The following is a 17,811-nucleotide window of genomic DNA, read 5'->3' on the forward strand; positions in this document are numbered from 1 at the left end:
TGTCCTTTATTCAATGGTATACCCGGCTCTAATGAATCAAAGAGTACAGCATCCGTATCTCCTCCGACCAATGCACATCGTCGGGTGTCTCAAGTATCAGAGGTATGTTGTCAAGACGCGGGTCATTGACAAGCATCTCGAAAAATCCGAGCCCAATCATGCCGCTGCCGCTCACTTCATGACGGTCGACCCGCGAGCCAAGCCCTTTCTTACTGTCGTTTATATGCATTCCGCTGAGATAATCGCGCCCTATGACTGTGTCAAACTCTTTCCACATTGCCTCATAGCCCTCAGGAGTGGCAAGATTATATCCTGCTGCAAAAGCATGGCAAGAATCGATACATACGCCTACACGGCCCTTGTCTTCGACACCATCGATAATACGCGCTATCTGCTCAAAGCTGTGGCCGAGATTGCTGCCCTGGCCGGCTGTATTCTCTATCACGGCCTTTACACCTGATGTCTGGTCCAATGCAATGTTGAGCGATTCCGCGATACGGTCGAGACACTCGTCAATCCCAATTTGGTTGAGATGGCTACCCGGATGAAAGTTAAGCATTGTCAGCCCCAGCTGCTCACACCTCTGCAGTTCGTCAATAAATGCATTGCGCGACACCGCGAGTTTATCGATATCCGGACTACCCAGATTAATAAGAAAGCTATCGTGGGGAAGAATATGTTCGGAAGTGTATCCAAACTCCTCGCACCGCATCCTGAACTTCTCGGTCTCAGCGGCGGATATAGGTGCCGACTTCCATCTCGACGGATTGCGGGTAAAAAGGGAAAACGCCTTGGCACCTATGGAATGGGCATTGACAGGCGCACTACTTACACCCTTGTCGACCGCTACATGTGCTCCGATATATTTCATACAATTTATTCAGCTTAGTAAGATTAATGATATTACAACAAAGATACGACAAGCCATACCTCTCACGCAAATTTAGTAATACAAAATTTTCTAAAGCTGGCAATAGAAAACACCTGCCGTAACATCAATTGAAAAACGCACATTAGAGCACTGTGAAGATGCATCAGAGCGCATATGCTGTGGGCGGCATGAAGAGAGCGGGGTATACAAAAAAAGACAGAGCCCAATGATTGTGTATCATCAGGCTCTGTCGTGAAGGGGGCGGTTACCTACTCTCCCACTTTCGCAGTACCATCGGCGTGGCGGGGTTTAACTTCTCTGTTCGGAATGGGAAGAGGTGGAGCCCCCGCGCTATGGCCACCTTAGTTTATCTTTTTCCTGGCACCGGTACTTATCGTCCGGCCGGTATGGGTCAGGTCGGTAGCACTCTGGAAGCTGTGACTTATCTATTTTACTCGCGACTCCTGCTGTCGTATACTATCACTTGTTATTTGGGGGATTATACTCCCCGGAAAGGGTTCGGGCTATTAGTATTGCTCGGCTGTGGACATTGCTGCCCCTGCACCTGCAACCTATCTACGTCGTAGTCTGCAACGACCCTATATGGAGGAGATCTTATCTTGAGGAGGGCTTCGTGCTTAGATGCTTTCAGCACTTATCCTGTCCAGACGCGGATACCCGGCGGTGCACCTGGCGGTACAACCGGTAAACCGGTGGTCTGTCCAGCACGGTCCTCTCGTACTAGTGCCGGACCCTCGCAAATCTCCTACGCCCACAACAGATAGAGACCGAACTGTCTCACGACGTTCTGAACCCAGCTCGCGTGCCACTTTAATAGGCGAACAGCCTAACCCTTGGGACCTTCTCCAGCCCCGGGATGTGACGAGCCGACATCGAGGTGCCAAACCACTCCGTCGATATGAGCTCTTGGGAGGGATCAGCCTGTTATCCCCGGAGTACCTTTTATCCTTTGAGCGATGGCCCTTCCATGCGGAACCACCGGATCACTATGCTCTAGTTTCCTACCTGTGCGACTTGTTTGTCTCCCAGTCAAGCGCGCTTGTGCCATTACACTCTGCGGCCGGTTACCAATCGGCCTGAGCGCACCTTTAGAAGCCTCCGTTACTCTTTTGGAGGCGACCACCCCAGTCAAACTACCCACCAAGCAGTGTCCTCTCAAACGAGAGTTAGAGACCAAATGTGCGAAGGTCAGTATTTCAACGTCGACTCCTCAGGAACTGGCGTCCCTGATTCGCTGTCTCCTGACTATCCTACACATCGCACACCCGGTCACAGTGCTAAGCTGCAGTAAAGGTTCACGGGGTCTTTTCGTCCCGTTGCGGGTAATCGGCATCTTCACCGATACTACAATTTCACCGAGTTCATGGTTGAGACAGTGTCCAGATCATTACACCATTCGTGCAGGTCGGAACTTACCCGACAAGGAATTTCGCTACCTTAGGACCGTTATAGTTACGGCCGCCGTTTACCGGGGCTTCAATTCAATGCTTCTCTTGCGATGACATCTCCTCTTAACCTTCCGGCACCGGGCAGGTGTCAGGCTATATTCTTCGTCTTTAAACTTTGCATAGCCCTGTGTTTTTGTTAAACAGTTGCCTGGACCTATTCTCTGCGCCCCGCCTTGCAGCGGGGACCCCTTATCCCGAAGTTACGGGGTCAATTTGCCTAGTTCCTTAACCATGATTCTCTCGAGCGCCTTAGTATATTCTACCCGACCACCTGTGTCGGTTTACGGTACGGGCCAACGCAAGATTTGTTTAGCGGGTTTTCTTGGGAGCCGGATTACCATCTCTGTCCGATCCGCCGGGGCTTCTCGGTACTGTCCCGTTTCATCATACAGCGTGTACTTGACTGCGCCGTATATAACTACGCGGTTTAACGTGCTATTCCGTCAGCACGCGGATGTGTCACTTCTCCGTCGCCGCATCACTCTTGCGCCGGGTGCCGGAATATTGACCGGCTGTCCATCGGATACGCCTTGCGGCTTCTCCTTAGGTCCCGACTTAACCTGATCCGATTAGCGTTGATCAGGAACCCTTGGTCTTTCGGCGTTGGGGTTTCTCGCCCCAATTATCGTTACTTATACCTACATTTGCTTTTCCGGTACCTCCAGCAAGGCTCGCGCCTCACCTTCTGCGGCGTGCGGAATGCTCCCCTACCAATCTCAAAGCTATTTGAGATTCCACGGCTGCGGCAGCGGACTTATGCCCGATTATTATCCATGCGGGATCACTCGACTAGTGAGCTGTTACGCACTCTTTAAATGAATGGCTGCTTCCAAGCCAACATCCTAGCTGTCAAGGCAATCCCACCTCGTTATGGTCTTCAACTTAGCCCGCATTTGGGGGCCTTGGCCGGTGGTCTGAGTTGTTCCTCTCTCGGACGCGGACCTTAGCACCCGCGCCCTCACTCCCGGGGATCGTGCCGCGGCATTCGGAGTTCGTCAGGACTTGATAGGCGGTGAAGCCCTCGCATCCTATCGGTCGCTCTACCTCCGCGGTACTGACCCCGAGGCTGCACCTAAATGCATTTCGGGGAGTACGAGCTATCTCCAAGTTTGATTGGCCTTTCACTCCTACCCTCAGGTCATCCGAAAGCTTTTCAACGCTTACCGGTTCGGTCCTCCAGTGGGTGTTACCCCACCTTCAACCTGCCCAAGGGTAGATCACTTGGTTTCGCGTCCACCTCCGCCGACTCTGACGCCCTGTTCAGACTCGCTTTCGCTCCGGCTCCGTGCCTGATGACACTTAGCCTCGCCGGCGACGGTGACTCGTAGGTTCATTATGCAAAAGGCACGCTCTCACCCCACTCAAGGGCTCGAACCGCTTGTAGGCACATGATTTCAGGGTCTGTTTCACTCCTCTGTTCGAGGTTCTTTTCACCTTTCCCTCACGGTACTGGTTCGCTATCGGTCTCTCGGTAGTGTTTAGCCTTGCCGGATGGTCCCGGCTGATTCTCGCAGGATTTCTCGTGTCCCGCGATACTCAGGTGCCTGTCTCTTCAATATCCTCCGGATTTCGCCTAAGGGGCTTTCACCCGCTACGGCCCGGCTTTCCAGCCGGTTCGGCTATCCTGGATACCAAATTTGTCGTCAGGTCCTACAACCCCGGATGATGCGTTGCCACATCTCCGGTTTGGGCTCCTCCGCGTTCGCTCGCCACTACTTGCGGAATCATTGTTATTTTCTTTTCCTCCGGGTACTGAGATGTTTCAGTTCCCCGGGTTCGCCTCTGCGCATACCGCAGATACCGGAATCGCTTCCGGTGGGTTGCCCCATTCGGAAATCCGCGGCTCAATGGGTATTTGCCCCTCCCCGCGGCTTATCGCAGCTTGTCACGTCCTTCTTCGCCTCCGAGAGCCAAGGCATCCTTCATGTGCCCTTGTCTCCTTTCCTTGGTGTCTTTTGACTTGACTCATCATAAGATGAGCCCGCCGTATATTGTAGTATACTTTGCCAATTTGGTCACTCGTATTTCGATTTGTCTGTCATGACTTTTATCATGACTGCTTCCAGTATGTCAATGTGCTCCTTCCTGTGTGGAGAATAACGGATTCGAACCGTTGACCCCCTGCTTGCAAAGCAGGTGCTCTAGCCAGCTGAGCTAATCCCCCGTTTCCACATCATGAAGATGCGGTATGGGAAAACAATATCCAAGCAGTAAAGAGACCGGGATATGACCCGAAACGCCTCTCTGTGTCATTCCGGCCAAACCTTACGGTCCGGCTGACGTTTTGCCTTCGTTAAGGTCGTCGTTTCCTCCTGAGTTCACCGCTTGTGCGGTCGCTCCAGAAAGGAGGTGTTCCAGCCGCACCTTCCGGTACGGCTACCTTGTTACGACTTAGCCCCAGTCACCGGTCTTACCCTAGGACGCTCCTTGCGGTCACGTACTTCAGGCACTCCCGGCTCCCATGGCTTGACGGGCGGTGTGTACAAGGCCCGGGAACGTATTCACCGCGCCGTGGCTGATGCGCGATTACTAGCGAATCCAGCTTCATGGAGTCGGGTTGCAGACTCCAATCCGAACTGAGACGGCTTTTCGGGTTCCGCTCGGCGTCGCCGCCTGGCTTCCCGCTGTGGCCGCCATTGTAACACGTGTGTCGCCCCGGACGTAAGGGCCGTGCTGATTTGACGTCATCCCCGCCTTCCTCTCAGCTTGCGCCGGCAGTCTCGACAGAGTTCCCAGCTTAACCTGTTGGCAACTGTCGATAGGGGTTGCGCTCGTTATGGCACTTAAGCCGACACCTCACGGCACGAGCTGACGACAACCATGCAGCACCTCGCAGAAGACTCCGTAGAGCTACACCCTTTCAAATGTATTCCTCCTGCGTTTGAGCCCGGGTAAGGTTCCTCGCGTATCATCGAATTAAACCACATGTTCCTCCGCTTGTGCGGGCCCCCGTCAATTCCTTTGAGTTTCACCGTTGCCGGCGTACTCCCCAGGTGGAATGCTTAACGCTTTCGCTGTATCACCCAGAGGTCAATCCCTCCGGACAATTAGCATTCATCGTTTACTGCGTGGACTACCAGGGTATCTAATCCTGTTCGATACCCACGCTTTCGTGCTTCAGCGTCAGTTGGGCGCCGGTATGCTGCCTTCGCAATCGGAGTTCTGCGTGATATCTATGCATTTCACCGCTACACCACGCATTCCGCATACTTCTCGCCCACTCAAGAACATCAGTTTCAACGGCACGACGGGGTTGAGCCCCGAATTTTTACCGCTGACTTGATATTCCGCCTACGCACCCTTTAAACCCAATAAATCCGGATAACGCTCGCATCCTCCGTATTACCGCGGCTGCTGGCACGGAGTTAGCCGATGCTTTTTCTTCAGGTACTCTCGCTAAGCCCACACGTGGACCCAATTGCTCCCTGACAAAAGAAGTTTACAACCCGTAGGGCCGTCATCCTTCACGCGACTTGGCTGGTTCAGGCTCTCGCCCATTGACCAATATTCCTCACTGCTGCCTCCCGTAGGAGTCTGGTCCGTGTCTCAGTACCAGTGTGGGGGACCTTCCTCTCAGAACCCCTAGACATCGTCGCCTTGGTGGGCCGTTACCCCGCCAACAAGCTAATGTCACGCATGCCCATCCGTCTCCGGAGTCGCCTCCTTTGGCCGAAAGAAGATGCCTCCCCTCGGCCACATGCGGTATTAGGCCGGATTTCTCCGGGTTATCCCGCTGAAACGGGCAGGTTGCATACGCGTTACTCACCCGTGCGCCGGTCGCCGGCGGAGCAAAGCAAGCTTCGCTCCCCGATGCCCCTCGACTTGCATGTGTTAGGCCTGTCGCTAGCGTTCATCCTGAGCCAGGATCAAACTCTTCGTTGTATGTATGTTGTCTTTGTTTTTTCTATTGCTTTCACGACCGCTGCGCGGTTTGTGAACCAAAGAATCGCCGACCCGAAGTGTCATGTCCCGACCGCTTATTGCGCTTGGCTCAGAAATTGACTAAGAGACTTTCATGTCATGCCGCCGTCGTTGCGGCGGCAGACCCTTTCTCTTGTACTACTTGTCTATTGTAAATGCTTTCAATGTTCTTGTCAGACGCTCCCTTGCGGCCCGGAAGGCCGGAAGCGAAAAGCGTTGCAAAGTTAATAACTTTCTTTCTTAACTTCCAAACTTTTTCGAAGAAATTTTTGTTTTTATTTCTTGGCGTCTGCCTCGCCTCGGCCTCTGCCGGACGGCCTTGAGTCGTTCACCCGTGGGGTGTTTCTCAAAAGCGAGTGCAAAGTTAGACACTTTCCACATTACCTCCAAATTTTTCGACGAGAAAATTATGTCGTAAAACATGCTTTTTAAAACTATACTATTATCCCTCAAACAAATAACAAAATCACTTTAACTTTTGTTTACAAGTGCTTTTTAGGCCGTTTCCCCAATCATCCAATTTGAGTAAGGAATCTGACGGCTATCTGAGGAATTTTTTTTATTTTTGTGCAAAAGCATCGTTATTTACCAATCACCCCACAAAAATGAAAAAGAAGCTACTTTCTTTATGCGCTTCACTGTTGTTTTTCCACGCAATCCAGGCAGCCAATCCCGCCATACGCTTTAAACACGAAGCGACCGACACGGCAACAATCAATAATATATTAATAGAAGTTGCCGCCAACGTCAAAAATGCGAGACCGGAACAGCGTGTCGCCTATATAGCAAAAATGTTTATCGACAAACCATATGTCGCCGGCACCCTTGAGGGGGACACCGAAGTATTGACCATAAATATGGACGAAGTCGACTGCACCACATTTATCGACAATGTGGCCGCTCTGGCCTTCACTTTAGGCGAAGGACGCACATCATGGCGCGACTTCGTGTATAATCTGAAACGCATGCGCTATTATGGCGGAGAAATCAACGGATATGCCTCGCGCCTACATTATATAAGCGCATGGATACTCGACAATGTACACCGAGGCAATCTAAAAGAGGCTACAAATAGTTTTGCGGAGGCGGAATACGCAGTAAAGACCCTCGACTTCATAAGCGCGCACCGCGACAAATATCCTGCGCTGAATGACTCGGCCAACCTGGAAGGGATAAAGAATATGGAACTCGGATACCGTAATCACCGGTACCCGTATATAAAGAGCTCGCGTGTGGGGAGCAAAGGGGTAACTTCACAGCTGCGCGACGGAGACATAATAGCCATAACAACAAAAACGCCAGGACTCGACGTGCAGCATATGGGCATAATATCAATCGATAGCAACGGTATCCCCCACCTCATGCATGCCTCTTCGGCAGCCGGCAAGGTTGTGGTCGAATCAGCCCCACTGGCCGATTACTTCCGTAAAAACAGAAGTGCTACCGGAATAAGAGTAATACGACTCTGCGAATAGACGGAGCAATCGTTTTTTTCATTTTCAAAAATATATCTTTTATATCATACTGTGCAAGCGATAATATTGGCGGCCGGAATGGGACGCCGCCTGGGCGACCTGACAAAAGGACATACAAAATGTATGGTCGAAGTAAACGGAGTGACACTTATCGACCGAGTCATAACTCAATTGTCGCGCCTCGGCCTGTCGCGCCTTGTACTTGTCGTAGGCTACCAGGGCGACCGGCTCAAGGAATACATCGGCGACCGCTACAAGGGCGTTATCAACATCGAATATGTCGACAATCCGATATATGACAAGACAAACAACATATATTCTCTCGCGCTCGCCAAAAATAAGCTGTGTGAGGATGACACTCTTCTGCTCGAGTCCGACCTGATATTCGAAGACAGCATTCTCGAAATGATTGTCAACCATCCGGACCCCAACCTCGCCCTCGTGGCAAAATACGAGACATGGATGGACGGCACTATGGTAACAATCGACTCTGAACGCAACATCCTCAACTTCGTGCCCAAACAGGCATTCCGCTATGAAGATGCCGACATATATTACAAGACCGTAAATATATACAAATTCTCGCGCGACTTCTCCCGCAATGAGTACGTGCCGTTTCTCGACGCATACTCCAAGGTCATGGGCAACAACGAATACTATGAGCAGGTGCTTCGCGTAATCACCATGCTCCACGACTCAACGCTCAAAGCCCTGCCCGTGGCAAACGAGAAATGGTATGAAATCGACGACATTCAGGACCTCGACATCGCCTCGGCGATTTTCTCGCAGAATGAGACACGCTACCATGAGTACCACAAGCGCTACGGCGGATACTGGCGTTTCCCGTCGTTGCTCGACTACTGCTATCTCGTCAACCCGTTCTTCCCGCCCAAACGCCTTATCGACGAGATGAAGGCCAACTTCGCAACATTGCTTACGGAATATCCCTCAGGCCAGCATGTCAACTCTTTGCTTGCAGCAAAGTATTTCGGCATACGCCAGGAGTACATTATAGTAGGCAATGGTGCGGCCGAACTGATAAAATCATTCGCCGAGAGCCACGCCCACGAACGCATCGGTGTGATATACCCCACTTTCGACGAATACCCCAACCGCCTGCCACATGCCGAGATAATACCGTATATCTCCACCAAGCCCGACTTCAGATACACGGCCGACGACCTCATGGAATACTTCGCCGACAAGCGTCCCGACCTGCTGCTGCTCATTAACCCCGACAATCCATCGGGAAATTTCATACCCGTTGCCGATGTGCTAAGGCTGTCTGCATGGTGCCGCCGGCGGAATTGCGCACTACTTGTCGACGAGAGCTTCGTCGACTTCACATATGATTTCGAGCACAACTCCCTGCTGCACAACGACATTCTCTATGACAACCCCAACCTGAGCGTAATGAAGTCGATAAGCAAGAGCTACGGAGTGCCGGGGCTGCGCCTTGGAGTGTTCGCATCGGCCGACACCACCACGATCGCCGGAATGAAAAAAGATGTGGCTATATGGAACATCAACTCGTTCGCAGAATACTACATGCAGATATACGGCAAGTATGAGGCCGACTACATAAAGGCATGCCGAAGGTTTATTGCCGAACGCGACCGCTTCTACACATTGCTGAAGGAAATACCCTACCTGCATGTAATGCCGTCGCAGGCCAACTACTTCCTCTGCGAAATAACCGCACGGTTCACATCTACCGAACTGACACGCATACTCCTCGACCATGACGTATTCGTAAGCAACTGCGCACGCAAAAAGAACATGGGCGACAAAAATCTCGTGCGCCTGGCTGTACGCTCCCCGCAGGACAACGACCGTCTGATTTCAATACTCAAATCAATCTGACCAAATGAAAATAATCACTGCCTCCGAAATTGCCTCGCTCGGCATCACCCCGGCCCAATGCGTAAAATGGGTACGTGAAGCATTCATGATGAAACACCGCTGTCAGCTGCCGGCAAAGTTGTCGGTACATCCGCGCGGCAATGACTTCTTCAACACCATGCCATGCCTGTTGCCGGAAGAGTACAACCGATTCGGATGCAAAGTAGTGTCACGCATCAAAGGTTCCCACCCTGCTTTGAAAAGCGAACTGATGCTGTTTGACACCAGATCCGGCGAAATGATTGCCCTTGTCAATGCCGACTGGATTACAGCTATGCGCACCGGTGCCGTGGCCACTCTGGCAATCTCCACTCTCAGGAGCAGCAACGCCTCTGTCTACTCGTTTATCGGCCTCGGAGCCATGGCCCGGGCAACTCTCGACTGCCTGTTAGCCACCAATCCCGACACCATTCTCGACATCCGACTGATGCGCTACAAGGACCAGGCCGAGCGCATCGCAGACGAATATGCCGCCCATGCCAACGCGCGGTTCTCAATCGTAGACACTGTCGAGGCATTCGCTGACGGAAGCGACGTCATAGTGTCGTGCATCACCGATGCCGACGGCCTTGTGGCCGAGGATACATCCATATTCAAGCCAGGAGTGCTCGTTGTGCCGGTACACACTCGCGGATTCCAAAACTGCGACACGGTATTCGACCGCGTGGTAGCCGACGACCGCTCCCACGTCGAGGGATTCCGCTACTTCCACGACTTCCGCGATTTCTCACAGCTGGAGGATGTGCTGAAAGGCAACCGTCCCGGGCGCACATCCGACAGCGAGCGCATACTCGCCTACAATATTGGCCTCGGACTCCACGACGTATTGTTTGCCACAAAGATTCTTGAGATACTCCAATAGTCCGGAGCTAATGGCTGAAAACTTAGGAAACAAAGCGATAAAGGGCACGATATGGGCCTCAGTCGACCGACTGGGTTCAATGGGATTGCAATTTGCAGTCAACCTGATACTCGCCCGCCTGCTTGTGCCGGCCGATTTCGGCGCGATAGGCATGATTATGATTTTTATCCTGGTAAGTCAGGTGTTTGTCGACGGCGGATTCAGTTCGGCACTGATACAGCGCAAGGATGCCGACCAGACCGACTTCTCCACTATATTTTTCTGGAACATCGGTGTCGGAGCCATTTTTTATCTGCTGATATTCATCTCCGCGCCTATGATTGCGGCCTACTACAGCATGCCTGTGTTGCAACCCGTATTGCGTGTGCTCGGCTCAATACTTATACTCAACGCCATAATCTCAATCCAGACTACACGTCTTCAGAAAAGCCTCTCATTTGCCAGCCTGGCGGCCATCGATATCATTTCATCTTTGCTCGGCGGAGCCACAGCCGTAGCAATGGCTCTCTACGGGCTCGGCATATGGAGCCTGGTAGGGATGATGCTTTCGATGAACGCAATCAAGATAATAATGTTCTATTGCGTGACCGGATGGCTCCCTTCTCCTGAATTCTCCCGACAGGCGTTTCGACGGTTGTTCAACTTCGGCGGCTACCTGTTCTGCGCCAACCTGCTGCAGACAGTGTGCCAGAACGTGCAGGGAATCATCATCGGCAAACGCTTCTCGGCGTCACAGATGGGTTATTACTCCCAGGCCGACAAACTCAACTCGATATCGGGCTATACTCTGCCTCAGATAATCGTGCAGGTGATGTACCCCGTCTATTCACGCATTCAGGACAATCGCCCGCTGCTTATCTCGACCATGTTGATGAATCTCCGGGTTATTGCCTTTGTCATTTTCCCCCTGCTGTTCATTCTGATTCTTGTAGCCGAGCCACTGATTGGATTTCTCTACGGCGAGGCATGGTTGCCGGCCGCACCATATTTCCGCATTCTGTGTGTCGGCAGTGTGTTCATGTGTCTTACCAATATCAATTATTATGGAGTTGCCGCGGTAGGACATTCGCGCGAGCTTTTCCTCTGGAGTTTCTATAAATGGGGAGTATTGCTCGCGCTACTGCTTATAGGAATGAATTTCGGCATGACTGCACTCATATGGTCGATAGTCGCGAGCAACGTGAATATCTTCCTCACCAATGCCTTCCTCTCAAGAAAATGGGTGGGCATCGGTATTTTCGCCATTGCGCGAGCTGTACTCCCCGCCGGATTGTTGAGCACCGCGCTGCTCTGCGCCCTTATGTCACTCTCATGGCTTGGCATAAGCCTGCACTGGACCATACAGGCAGCAATCTTCGCCACATTATATATAGCGGGAGCCTGCACGTTGCGCCTGCGTGCGGTAAACGAGGCACTGGATATGATGAGGCGTCTGAAGTCGGCATAATACAGTTAGAACATTTATACACAGAAGGCTGCCCCGCAATTGGAGCAGCCTTCCGCTATTTTATAATTGTCGCTGTTTGCAGCGAATGCCTGTGCTTATTAAGCCTGGGGCATCTTGGTGCGCTTGCCGTAACCGTAAGCTGCGTCTTCACCGAGTTCTTCCTGGATGCGGAGGAGCTGGTTGTACTTGGCCATACGGTCGCTGCGGCTTGCAGAACCGGTCTTAATCTGTCCGGCGTTGGTAGCAACAGCGATATCGGCGATGGTAGCGTCCTCTGTCTCGCCTGAACGGTGGGAGATGACAGCGGTGTAGCCATTGCGCTGAGCGAGCTCAACGGCACGGAGGGTCTCGGTAAGAGAGCCAATCTGGTTAACCTTAACAAGGATAGAGTTGGCGCAGCCGAGCTCGATACCCTTTTCAAGATACTTAACGTTGGTAACGAACAGGTCGTCGCCTACGAGCTGGCAACGGTTGCCGATAAGATCGGTAAGAATCTTCCAGCCTTCCCAGTCGCCTTCGGCCATACCGTCCTCGATTGAGTCGATGGGATATGTCTCAACGAGAGTCTTGAGGTATTCAGCCTGCTGCTGTGAGGTATACTTGGGAGCGCCTTCGCCCTGCTTCCAGGTATAGTCGTAGAGACCATCCTTGAAGAATTCGGAAGATGCACAGTCGAGACCGATTGTAACGTCCTTTCCGGGAACGTAACCGGCAGCCTCGATAGCCTTGATGATTACATTGAGGGCGTCCTCAGTGCCGTCGAGTGCGGGAGCGAAACCACCCTCGTCGCCTACGGCTGTAGAGAGACCGCGGTCGTGAAGCACCTTCTTGAGGTTGTGGAACACCTCGGTACCCATACGGATGCCTTCCTTGAAGCAGCATGCGCCGATAGGACGAATCATGAACTCCTGGAAGCAGATAGGAGCGTCGGAGTGTGCGCCGCCGTTGATGATGTTCATCATGGGCACGGGGAGGCAGTATGTGTTGCAGCCGCCGATATATTTGTAGAGGGGGAGATCGAGATAGTCGGCAGCGGCCTTGGCTACGGCGAGAGATACTCCGAGGATGGCGTTGGCGCCGAGGTTGCTCTTGGTCTCTGTGCCGTCGAGTGCGAGCATTGTCTCGTCGATACGGATCTGGTCAAGAGCCGACATGCCTACGAGAGCGTTGGCGATGGGGCCGTTTACGTTGGCCACAGCCTTGGTAACACCCTTGCCCATATAACGGTTTTTGTCGCCGTCGCGAAGCTCGAGAGCCTCGTTTACGCCGGTCGATGCACCGGAGGGTACTGATGCACGGCCGCGGGCGCCTGATTCGAGGATTACGTCTACTTCGACAGTGGGGTTGCCACGTGAGTCGAGCACTTCACGTCCGATGATTTTTTCAATTTTCATAATTGGTGGTTTTAATTATATGAGAGAATAAGATTTTGGTCATTTAGCCGGACACAAAGATACGAATTTTTCAAATGATTCTTACGGCTTTAGCAAACTTTTAAAAATTTTATACGAAAGAAAAATGTCCGGCTCCGCCGTGGTCTGGGAGCCGGACATTTTCATATTATGACGCAAAGGCGTGCAGATATATTATTCTGCTGCCTCTTCAGCCTTGGGAGCCTCTGCTGCGGGAGCCTCTACAGCTTTTTCAGCGGAGTTCTTGCGGCTGCGGCGTGTGCGGCCGGTCTTCTTGGCGCCGGGCTGCTTCATCATGTTTTCGTTGTAGTCAACGAGTTCGATAAAACATGTCTTGGCGTTGTCACCGAGGCGGTTGCCGGTCTTGATGATGCGTGTGTAGCCGCCGTTGCGGTCAGCGATCTTCTGAGCGATTTCGCGGAAGAGTTCGGTGACGGCATATTTGTTCTGAAGGTGTGAGAACACCAGACGACGGTTGGGGGTATTGTCCTCCTTGGCGCGGTTGATGAGGGGCTCGGCATACATGCGGAGGGCCTTGGCCTTGGCAAGCGTGGTGAAGATGCGCTTGTGCATGATGAGCGAGATAGTCATATTGGCGAGCAGCGCGTCGCGGTGAGCCTTCTTGCGACCGAGGTGGTTGAAGGATTTATTATGTCTCATCGTTTAATTATTCTTTGTCTAATTTGTATTTTGAAATATCCATGCCGAACGACAGGTTGAGGCTTGCAAGCAGCTCGTCGAGCTCTGTGAGAGACTTCTTGCCGAAGTTGCGGAACTTCAGCAGGTCGGTCTTGTTGAACACGACAAGCTCTCCAAGAGTCTCCACTTCGGCTGTCTTGAGACAGTTGAGAGCACGTACCGAGAGATCCATGTCGGTGAGCTTCGACTTGAGAAGCTGGCGCATGCGCAGTACTTCTTCGTCAAACTCCTCGTTGTTGTCGGTCTCGGTGGTCTCGAGTGTAATCTTCTCGTCGGAGAAGAGCATGAAGTGGTAGATTAGAATCTTGGCAGCTTCCTTAAGCGCGTCCTTGGGAAGGATAGAGCCGTTGGTGGTAATCTCGATTATGAGTGTCTCGTAGTCGGTTTTCTGGTCTACGCGGAAGTTCTCTACGGTATACTTCACATTCTTGATGGGAGTATAGATAGAGTCAATTGCAATCACATCGATAGCATCGCCGGGAGTAGCGTTCTCTTCGGCGGGCACCCAGCTGCGGCCCTTGTTGATGGTAAGCTCGAGCTGAAAACTTGCATCGGGATCCAAATGACAAATGACCTGGTCGGGATTGAGAACCTCGAATCCCGTGAGTACCTTGCCAATGTCACCGGCCTTGAACACCTCCTGCCCTGACACGGTGATTGTAGCCTTTTCGTCCTCTACGTCCTCTAAGGTCTGCTTCAGGTCGACCTTCTTGAGGTTGAGGATGATGTTGGTCACGTCCTCCTTTACTCCGGGAATTGTGTCGAATTCGTGCTTTACGCCATCGATGCGGATCGAGGATATGGCATAACCCTCAAGAGAGTTCAGGAGAATACGGCGAAGCGCATTGCCCACGGTGATACCATAACCGGGCTCCAATGGCTTGAACTCAAACTTACCGTAGTGGTTGTCGGCTTCCAACATGACAACTTTGTCAGGTTTCTGAAATGCTAAAATAGCCATGGATCTATTGTTTGGAATGATTACTTAGAATACAACTCGACGATAAGCTGTTCCTTGATGTTTTCGGGGATGTCCTCACGGGTGGGAACATGCAGCAGCTTGCCGGCCTTGAGTGATTCGTCCCACTCGAGCCAGGGATACTTGCTGTGGTTGAATCCGGCCAGTGCGTCGGCGATAACCTCAAGTGACTTGCTGCGCTCGCGCACACCTACTACGTCGCCGGGCTTCACTTCGTAAGAAGCGATGTTTACAACGGCACCGTTTACAGTGATGTGACGGTGGAGTACGAGCTGACGGGCTGCGGCACGTGTGGGAGCGATGCCCAGACGGTATACAACATTGTCGAGACGTGACTCGAGAAGCTGGAGCAGAATCTCGCCGGTGATACCTTTCTTGCGGGCGGCCTTGTTGAAGAGGTTGTGGAACTGCTTCTCAAGTACACCATAGGTATATTTGGCTTTCTGCTTTTCACGAAGCTGCACGCCGTACTCGCTGCTCTTGCGACGCTTGTTTACGCCATGCTGGCCCGGGGGGTAGTTCTTTTTCGAGAGAACTTTGTCTGCACCGAAAATAGGCTCACCGAATTTGCGGGCAATTCTTGTTTTTGGTCCGGTATATCTTGCCATTTTGTTTAGTCAGAAATTGATGGGAAAGGGGTAAGGTACGTCCCGATGTGCCAGGTAGTGCAGCCGCGACTGCAGAGAGGTGATAAAAAATGCAGTCCATTCACGTCCCAGGCCATGTCGGCGTATCGGATTCCCTTAGTTGGATAAAATGTAAGTGAAAGTAGAGTTCAGTCCTGATTGCTTATACACGACGGCGCTTGGGAGGACGGCAACCGTTGTGGGGCAGCGGGGTAACGTCGATAATCTCGGTTACTTCGATGCCTGCACCGTGGATGGTGCGGATTGCAGACTCACGACCGTTGCCGGGACCCTTTACATAAGCCTTTACCTTGCGGAGGCCCAGGTCATAAGCAACCTTTGCACAATCCTGTGCTGCCATCTGGGCTGCATAGGGAGTATTCTTTTTTGAGCCACGGAAGCCCATCTTACCTGCGCTTGACCATGAGATAACCTGTCCTTCGGAATTGGCTAAGCACACGATAATGTTGTTGAAAGATGAGTGAACATGAAGCTGACCGTTGGCGTCAACCTTAACGTTTCTCTTCTTTGCTGCGACTGTCTTTTTTGCCATACTATTTTATTATTTTGTAGCTTTCTTCTTGTTGGCAACGGTCTTCTTGCGACCCTTGCGTGTACGGGCGTTGTTCTTGGTGCTCTGACCGCGCACGGGGAGGCCGTTGCGGTGACGGATGCCACGGTAGCAACCGATGTCCATGAGACGCTTGATGTTGAGCTGGATTTCGCTGCGGAGGTCACCCTCTACCTTGTAGTCGCTGCCGATGACTTCACGTACGGCGGCGGCCTGGGCGTCGGTCCAGTCCATTACTTTGATATTACCATCAACTCCGGCCTTCTCCAAGATCGACTTGGCGGCGCTGCGTCCGATGCCGAAGATATAAGTCAAGGCGATTTCACCTCTTTTGTTCTGGGGGAGGTCAACTCCCACGATTCTAACTGCCATATTAATTGACTAAATTTTCTGCAAAGTTACAAAATTTATCCCTGACGCTGCTTGTACTTCGGATTTTTCTTGTTGATTACGTACAGACGTCCTTTGCGGCGCACGATTTTGCTGTCGGGAGTGCGCTTTTTGATTGATGCTCTAACTTTCATTTTATTTTGATTGTTTTATTTGTATCGGAATGCTATTCTGCCTTTCGACAGATCGTAGGGCGACATCTCTACCCTTACCTTGTCGCCGGGGAGGATGCGGATGTAGTGCATACGCATTTTTCCGGAGATGTGGGCGGTGATTTCGTGGCCGTTCTCAAGCTCTACGCGGAACATTGCGTTGCTGAGGGCCTCGACGATGGTGCCGTCCTGTTCGATTGCAGACTGTTTTGCCATAAGTAAATATTAAATAAATCTCTCTTTAAGCACTTCTTGGATATAGTCGAACGTGGTAAGCACTTCGGTCTTATCGTCGACAATGGCAAGGGTATGCTCGTAATGTGCGGAGGGCTGGCGGTCGCGTGTGCGGCATGTCCAGCCGTCTTTTTCAATGAGGATATTGCGCTTTCCGAGGTTGATCATCGGCTCGATGCAGAGACACATGCCGTTTTTGATAATCGGTCCAGTGCTCTTGCGTCCGTAGTTGGGCACTTCGGGGTCTTCGTGCATCTCGCGGCCTATGCCGTGTCCGCACATTTCGCGTACTACAGAGTATCCGTGGCGCTCGCAGTAGGTCTGGACGGCGTTGGCAATGTCGCCGATGCGGTTGCCGACCTTGCAGGCTGCGATGCCTTTGTATAGCGACTCTTTGGTCACTTCCAGCAGGCGGCGGGTCGCGGGTGCGATGTCGCCGACGGGGAAGGTGTAGCACTGGTCGCCGTTGTATCCGTTGAGTTCGACTACGGTGTCGATGCCTACTATGTCGCCTTCGCGGAGTGTATAGTTGCTCGGGAAGCCGTGGACGACTGTCTCGTTTACCTCTATGCAGAGGGTGGCGGGAAAGCCGGCGTAGCCCAGACAGGCCGGACGGCCGCCGTTATCGAGCATATATTCGCGCGCAATTGTATCGAGCTTGAGTGTAGTGACACCGGGAGTCACCCACTTGGCAACTTCACCAAGTGTGCGACTCACCAGATCACATGCTTCTCGCATTTTAGCTATCTCTTCAGGTGTCTTCAGATAGATCATTCAGTTTACTTAAAGTAGCCTTATTGC

14 protein-coding genes, 1 tRNA gene and 3 rRNA genes are annotated in these 17,811 nt (G+C 52.1%); 4 read left to right on the forward strand and 14 right to left on the reverse strand.

Features of this window, described 5'->3' with window-relative positions; all coding sequences use genetic code 11:
• Positions 1–28: 28 nt before the first annotated feature.
• The 5 genes from nfo to ADH68_RS04780 all read right to left on the reverse strand — a co-directional run bounded on the left by nfo (position 29) and on the right by ADH68_RS04780 (position 6,222).
• Positions 29–871: a deoxyribonuclease IV gene (nfo, locus tag ADH68_RS04760; RefSeq protein ID WP_068961817.1), complete on the reverse strand. Its 843-nt coding sequence runs from the start codon at positions 869–871 to the stop codon at positions 29–31.
• A gap of 256 nt (positions 872–1,127) precedes the next feature.
• Positions 1,128–1,236: ribosomal RNA gene (gene rrf / locus ADH68_RS04765) — 5S ribosomal RNA — on the reverse strand.
• Positions 1,237–1,378: 142 nt separating this feature from the next.
• Positions 1,379–4,286: ribosomal RNA gene (locus ADH68_RS04770) — 23S ribosomal RNA — on the reverse strand.
• Between the two features lie 144 nt (positions 4,287–4,430).
• Positions 4,431–4,504: transfer RNA gene (locus tag ADH68_RS04775), tRNA-Ala, on the reverse strand.
• A 178-nt stretch (positions 4,505–4,682) separates the two neighbouring features.
• Positions 4,683–6,222 (reverse strand): 16S ribosomal RNA (locus ADH68_RS04780).
• Together the 16S, 23S and 5S rRNA genes with 1 tRNA gene alongside form the textbook arrangement of a ribosomal RNA operon.
• Before the next feature lie 644 nt (positions 6,223–6,866).
• Between ADH68_RS04780 and ADH68_RS04790 the strand changes: the two genes are divergently transcribed.
• From ADH68_RS04790 to ADH68_RS04805, 4 genes are read left to right on the forward strand one after another with little or no spacing between them, the layout of a single operon-like run.
• Positions 6,867–7,736, forward strand: a complete 870-nt coding sequence (locus ADH68_RS04790) for an N-acetylmuramoyl-L-alanine amidase-like domain-containing protein (RefSeq protein WP_068961815.1) — start codon at positions 6,867–6,869, stop codon at positions 7,734–7,736.
• A 51-nt stretch (positions 7,737–7,787) separates the two neighbouring features.
• Positions 7,788–9,599: an aminotransferase class I/II-fold pyridoxal phosphate-dependent enzyme gene (locus tag ADH68_RS04795; RefSeq protein ID WP_068961814.1), complete on the forward strand. Its 1,812-nt coding sequence runs from the start codon at positions 7,788–7,790 to the stop codon at positions 9,597–9,599.
• Positions 9,600–9,603: 4 nt separating this feature from the next.
• The gene (locus ADH68_RS04800) at positions 9,604–10,500 is read left to right on the forward strand and encodes an ornithine cyclodeaminase (protein WP_068961813.1); all 897 of its coding nucleotides are present in this window, start codon (positions 9,604–9,606) and stop codon (positions 10,498–10,500) included.
• A 10-nt stretch (positions 10,501–10,510) separates the two neighbouring features.
• Complete coding sequence (locus ADH68_RS04805; protein WP_068961812.1) at positions 10,511–11,947, forward strand: lipopolysaccharide biosynthesis protein; 1,437 nt, start codon at positions 10,511–10,513, stop codon at positions 11,945–11,947.
• A 98-nt stretch (positions 11,948–12,045) separates the two neighbouring features.
• On the opposite strand, the gene eno is transcribed toward ADH68_RS04805, so the two are convergent.
• From eno to map, 9 genes are all read right to left on the reverse strand, one after another.
• The gene (gene eno / locus ADH68_RS04810; RefSeq protein WP_068961811.1) at positions 12,046–13,341 is read right to left on the reverse strand and encodes a phosphopyruvate hydratase; all 1,296 of its coding nucleotides are present in this window, start codon (positions 13,339–13,341) and stop codon (positions 12,046–12,048) included.
• A gap of 192 nt (positions 13,342–13,533) precedes the next feature.
• Entirely contained in the window at positions 13,534–14,019 is a 486-nt protein-coding gene (gene rplQ, locus ADH68_RS04815) for a 50S ribosomal protein L17 (protein ID WP_068961810.1), read from the reverse strand.
• Between the two features lie 7 nt (positions 14,020–14,026).
• Positions 14,027–15,019: a DNA-directed RNA polymerase subunit alpha gene (locus ADH68_RS04820; protein ID WP_068961809.1), complete on the reverse strand. Its 993-nt coding sequence runs from the start codon at positions 15,017–15,019 to the stop codon at positions 14,027–14,029.
• 20 nt (positions 15,020–15,039) lie between these two features.
• Complete coding sequence (rpsD, locus tag ADH68_RS04825; RefSeq protein ID WP_068961808.1) at positions 15,040–15,645, reverse strand: 30S ribosomal protein S4; 606 nt, start codon at positions 15,643–15,645, stop codon at positions 15,040–15,042.
• Positions 15,646–15,826: 181 nt separating this feature from the next.
• On the reverse strand, positions 15,827–16,216 hold the full coding sequence (rpsK, locus tag ADH68_RS04830; protein ID WP_068961807.1) for a 30S ribosomal protein S11: 390 nt from the start codon (positions 16,214–16,216) through the stop codon (positions 15,827–15,829).
• A gap of 9 nt (positions 16,217–16,225) precedes the next feature.
• Positions 16,226–16,606, reverse strand: coding sequence for a 30S ribosomal protein S13 (gene rpsM / locus ADH68_RS04835; protein ID WP_068961806.1), 381 nt, complete (start codon positions 16,604–16,606; stop codon positions 16,226–16,228).
• 35 nt (positions 16,607–16,641) lie between these two features.
• Positions 16,642–16,758, reverse strand: a complete 117-nt coding sequence (gene ykgO / locus ADH68_RS04840) for a type B 50S ribosomal protein L36 (protein ID WP_068961805.1) — start codon at positions 16,756–16,758, stop codon at positions 16,642–16,644.
• Positions 16,759–16,773: 15 nt separating this feature from the next.
• The gene (gene infA / locus ADH68_RS04845) at positions 16,774–16,992 is read right to left on the reverse strand and encodes a translation initiation factor IF-1 (protein WP_068961804.1); all 219 of its coding nucleotides are present in this window, start codon (positions 16,990–16,992) and stop codon (positions 16,774–16,776) included.
• Positions 16,993–17,001: 9 nt separating this feature from the next.
• Positions 17,002–17,784, reverse strand: coding sequence for a type I methionyl aminopeptidase (gene map, locus ADH68_RS04850; protein ID WP_068961803.1), 783 nt, complete (start codon positions 17,782–17,784; stop codon positions 17,002–17,004).
• Between the last annotated feature and the right edge of the window lie 27 nt (positions 17,785–17,811).

Origin of the sequence: Muribaculum intestinale, assembly GCF_002201515.1 — a bacterium.
GTDB classification, from domain to species: domain Bacteria; phylum Bacteroidota; class Bacteroidia; order Bacteroidales; family Muribaculaceae; genus Muribaculum; species Muribaculum intestinale.

What these genes read in the sequence shown, in the direction of transcription:
- nfo (WP_068961817.1), bottom strand. Translation starts at nt 871, where the DNA reads ATGAAATATATCGGAGCACATGTAGCGGTCGACAAGGGTGTAAGTAGT.
- ADH68_RS04790 (WP_068961815.1), top strand. Translation starts at nt 6,867, where the DNA reads ATGAAAAAGAAGCTACTTTCTTTATGCGCTTCACTGTTGTTTTTCCAC.
- ADH68_RS04800 (WP_068961813.1), top strand. Translation starts at nt 9,604, where the DNA reads ATGAAAATAATCACTGCCTCCGAAATTGCCTCGCTCGGCATCACCCCG.
- ADH68_RS04805 (WP_068961812.1), top strand. Translation starts at nt 10,511, where the DNA reads ATGGCTGAAAACTTAGGAAACAAAGCGATAAAGGGCACGATATGGGCC.
- eno (WP_068961811.1), bottom strand. Translation starts at nt 13,341, where the DNA reads ATGAAAATTGAAAAAATCATCGGACGTGAAGTGCTCGACTCACGTGGC.
- rplQ (WP_068961810.1), bottom strand. Translation starts at nt 14,019, where the DNA reads ATGAGACATAATAAATCCTTCAACCACCTCGGTCGCAAGAAGGCTCAC.
- ADH68_RS04820 (WP_068961809.1), bottom strand. Translation starts at nt 15,019, where the DNA reads ATGGCTATTTTAGCATTTCAGAAACCTGACAAAGTTGTCATGTTGGAA.
- rpsD (WP_068961808.1), bottom strand. Translation starts at nt 15,645, where the DNA reads ATGGCAAGATATACCGGACCAAAAACAAGAATTGCCCGCAAATTCGGT.
- rpsK (WP_068961807.1), bottom strand. Translation starts at nt 16,216, where the DNA reads ATGGCAAAAAAGACAGTCGCAGCAAAGAAGAGAAACGTTAAGGTTGAC.
- rpsM (WP_068961806.1), bottom strand. Translation starts at nt 16,606, where the DNA reads ATGGCAGTTAGAATCGTGGGAGTTGACCTCCCCCAGAACAAAAGAGGT.
- ykgO (WP_068961805.1), bottom strand. Translation starts at nt 16,758, where the DNA reads ATGAAAGTTAGAGCATCAATCAAAAAGCGCACTCCCGACAGCAAAATC.
- infA (WP_068961804.1), bottom strand. Translation starts at nt 16,992, where the DNA reads ATGGCAAAACAGTCTGCAATCGAACAGGACGGCACCATCGTCGAGGCC.
- map (WP_068961803.1), bottom strand. Translation starts at nt 17,784, where the DNA reads ATGATCTATCTGAAGACACCTGAAGAGATAGCTAAAATGCGAGAAGCA.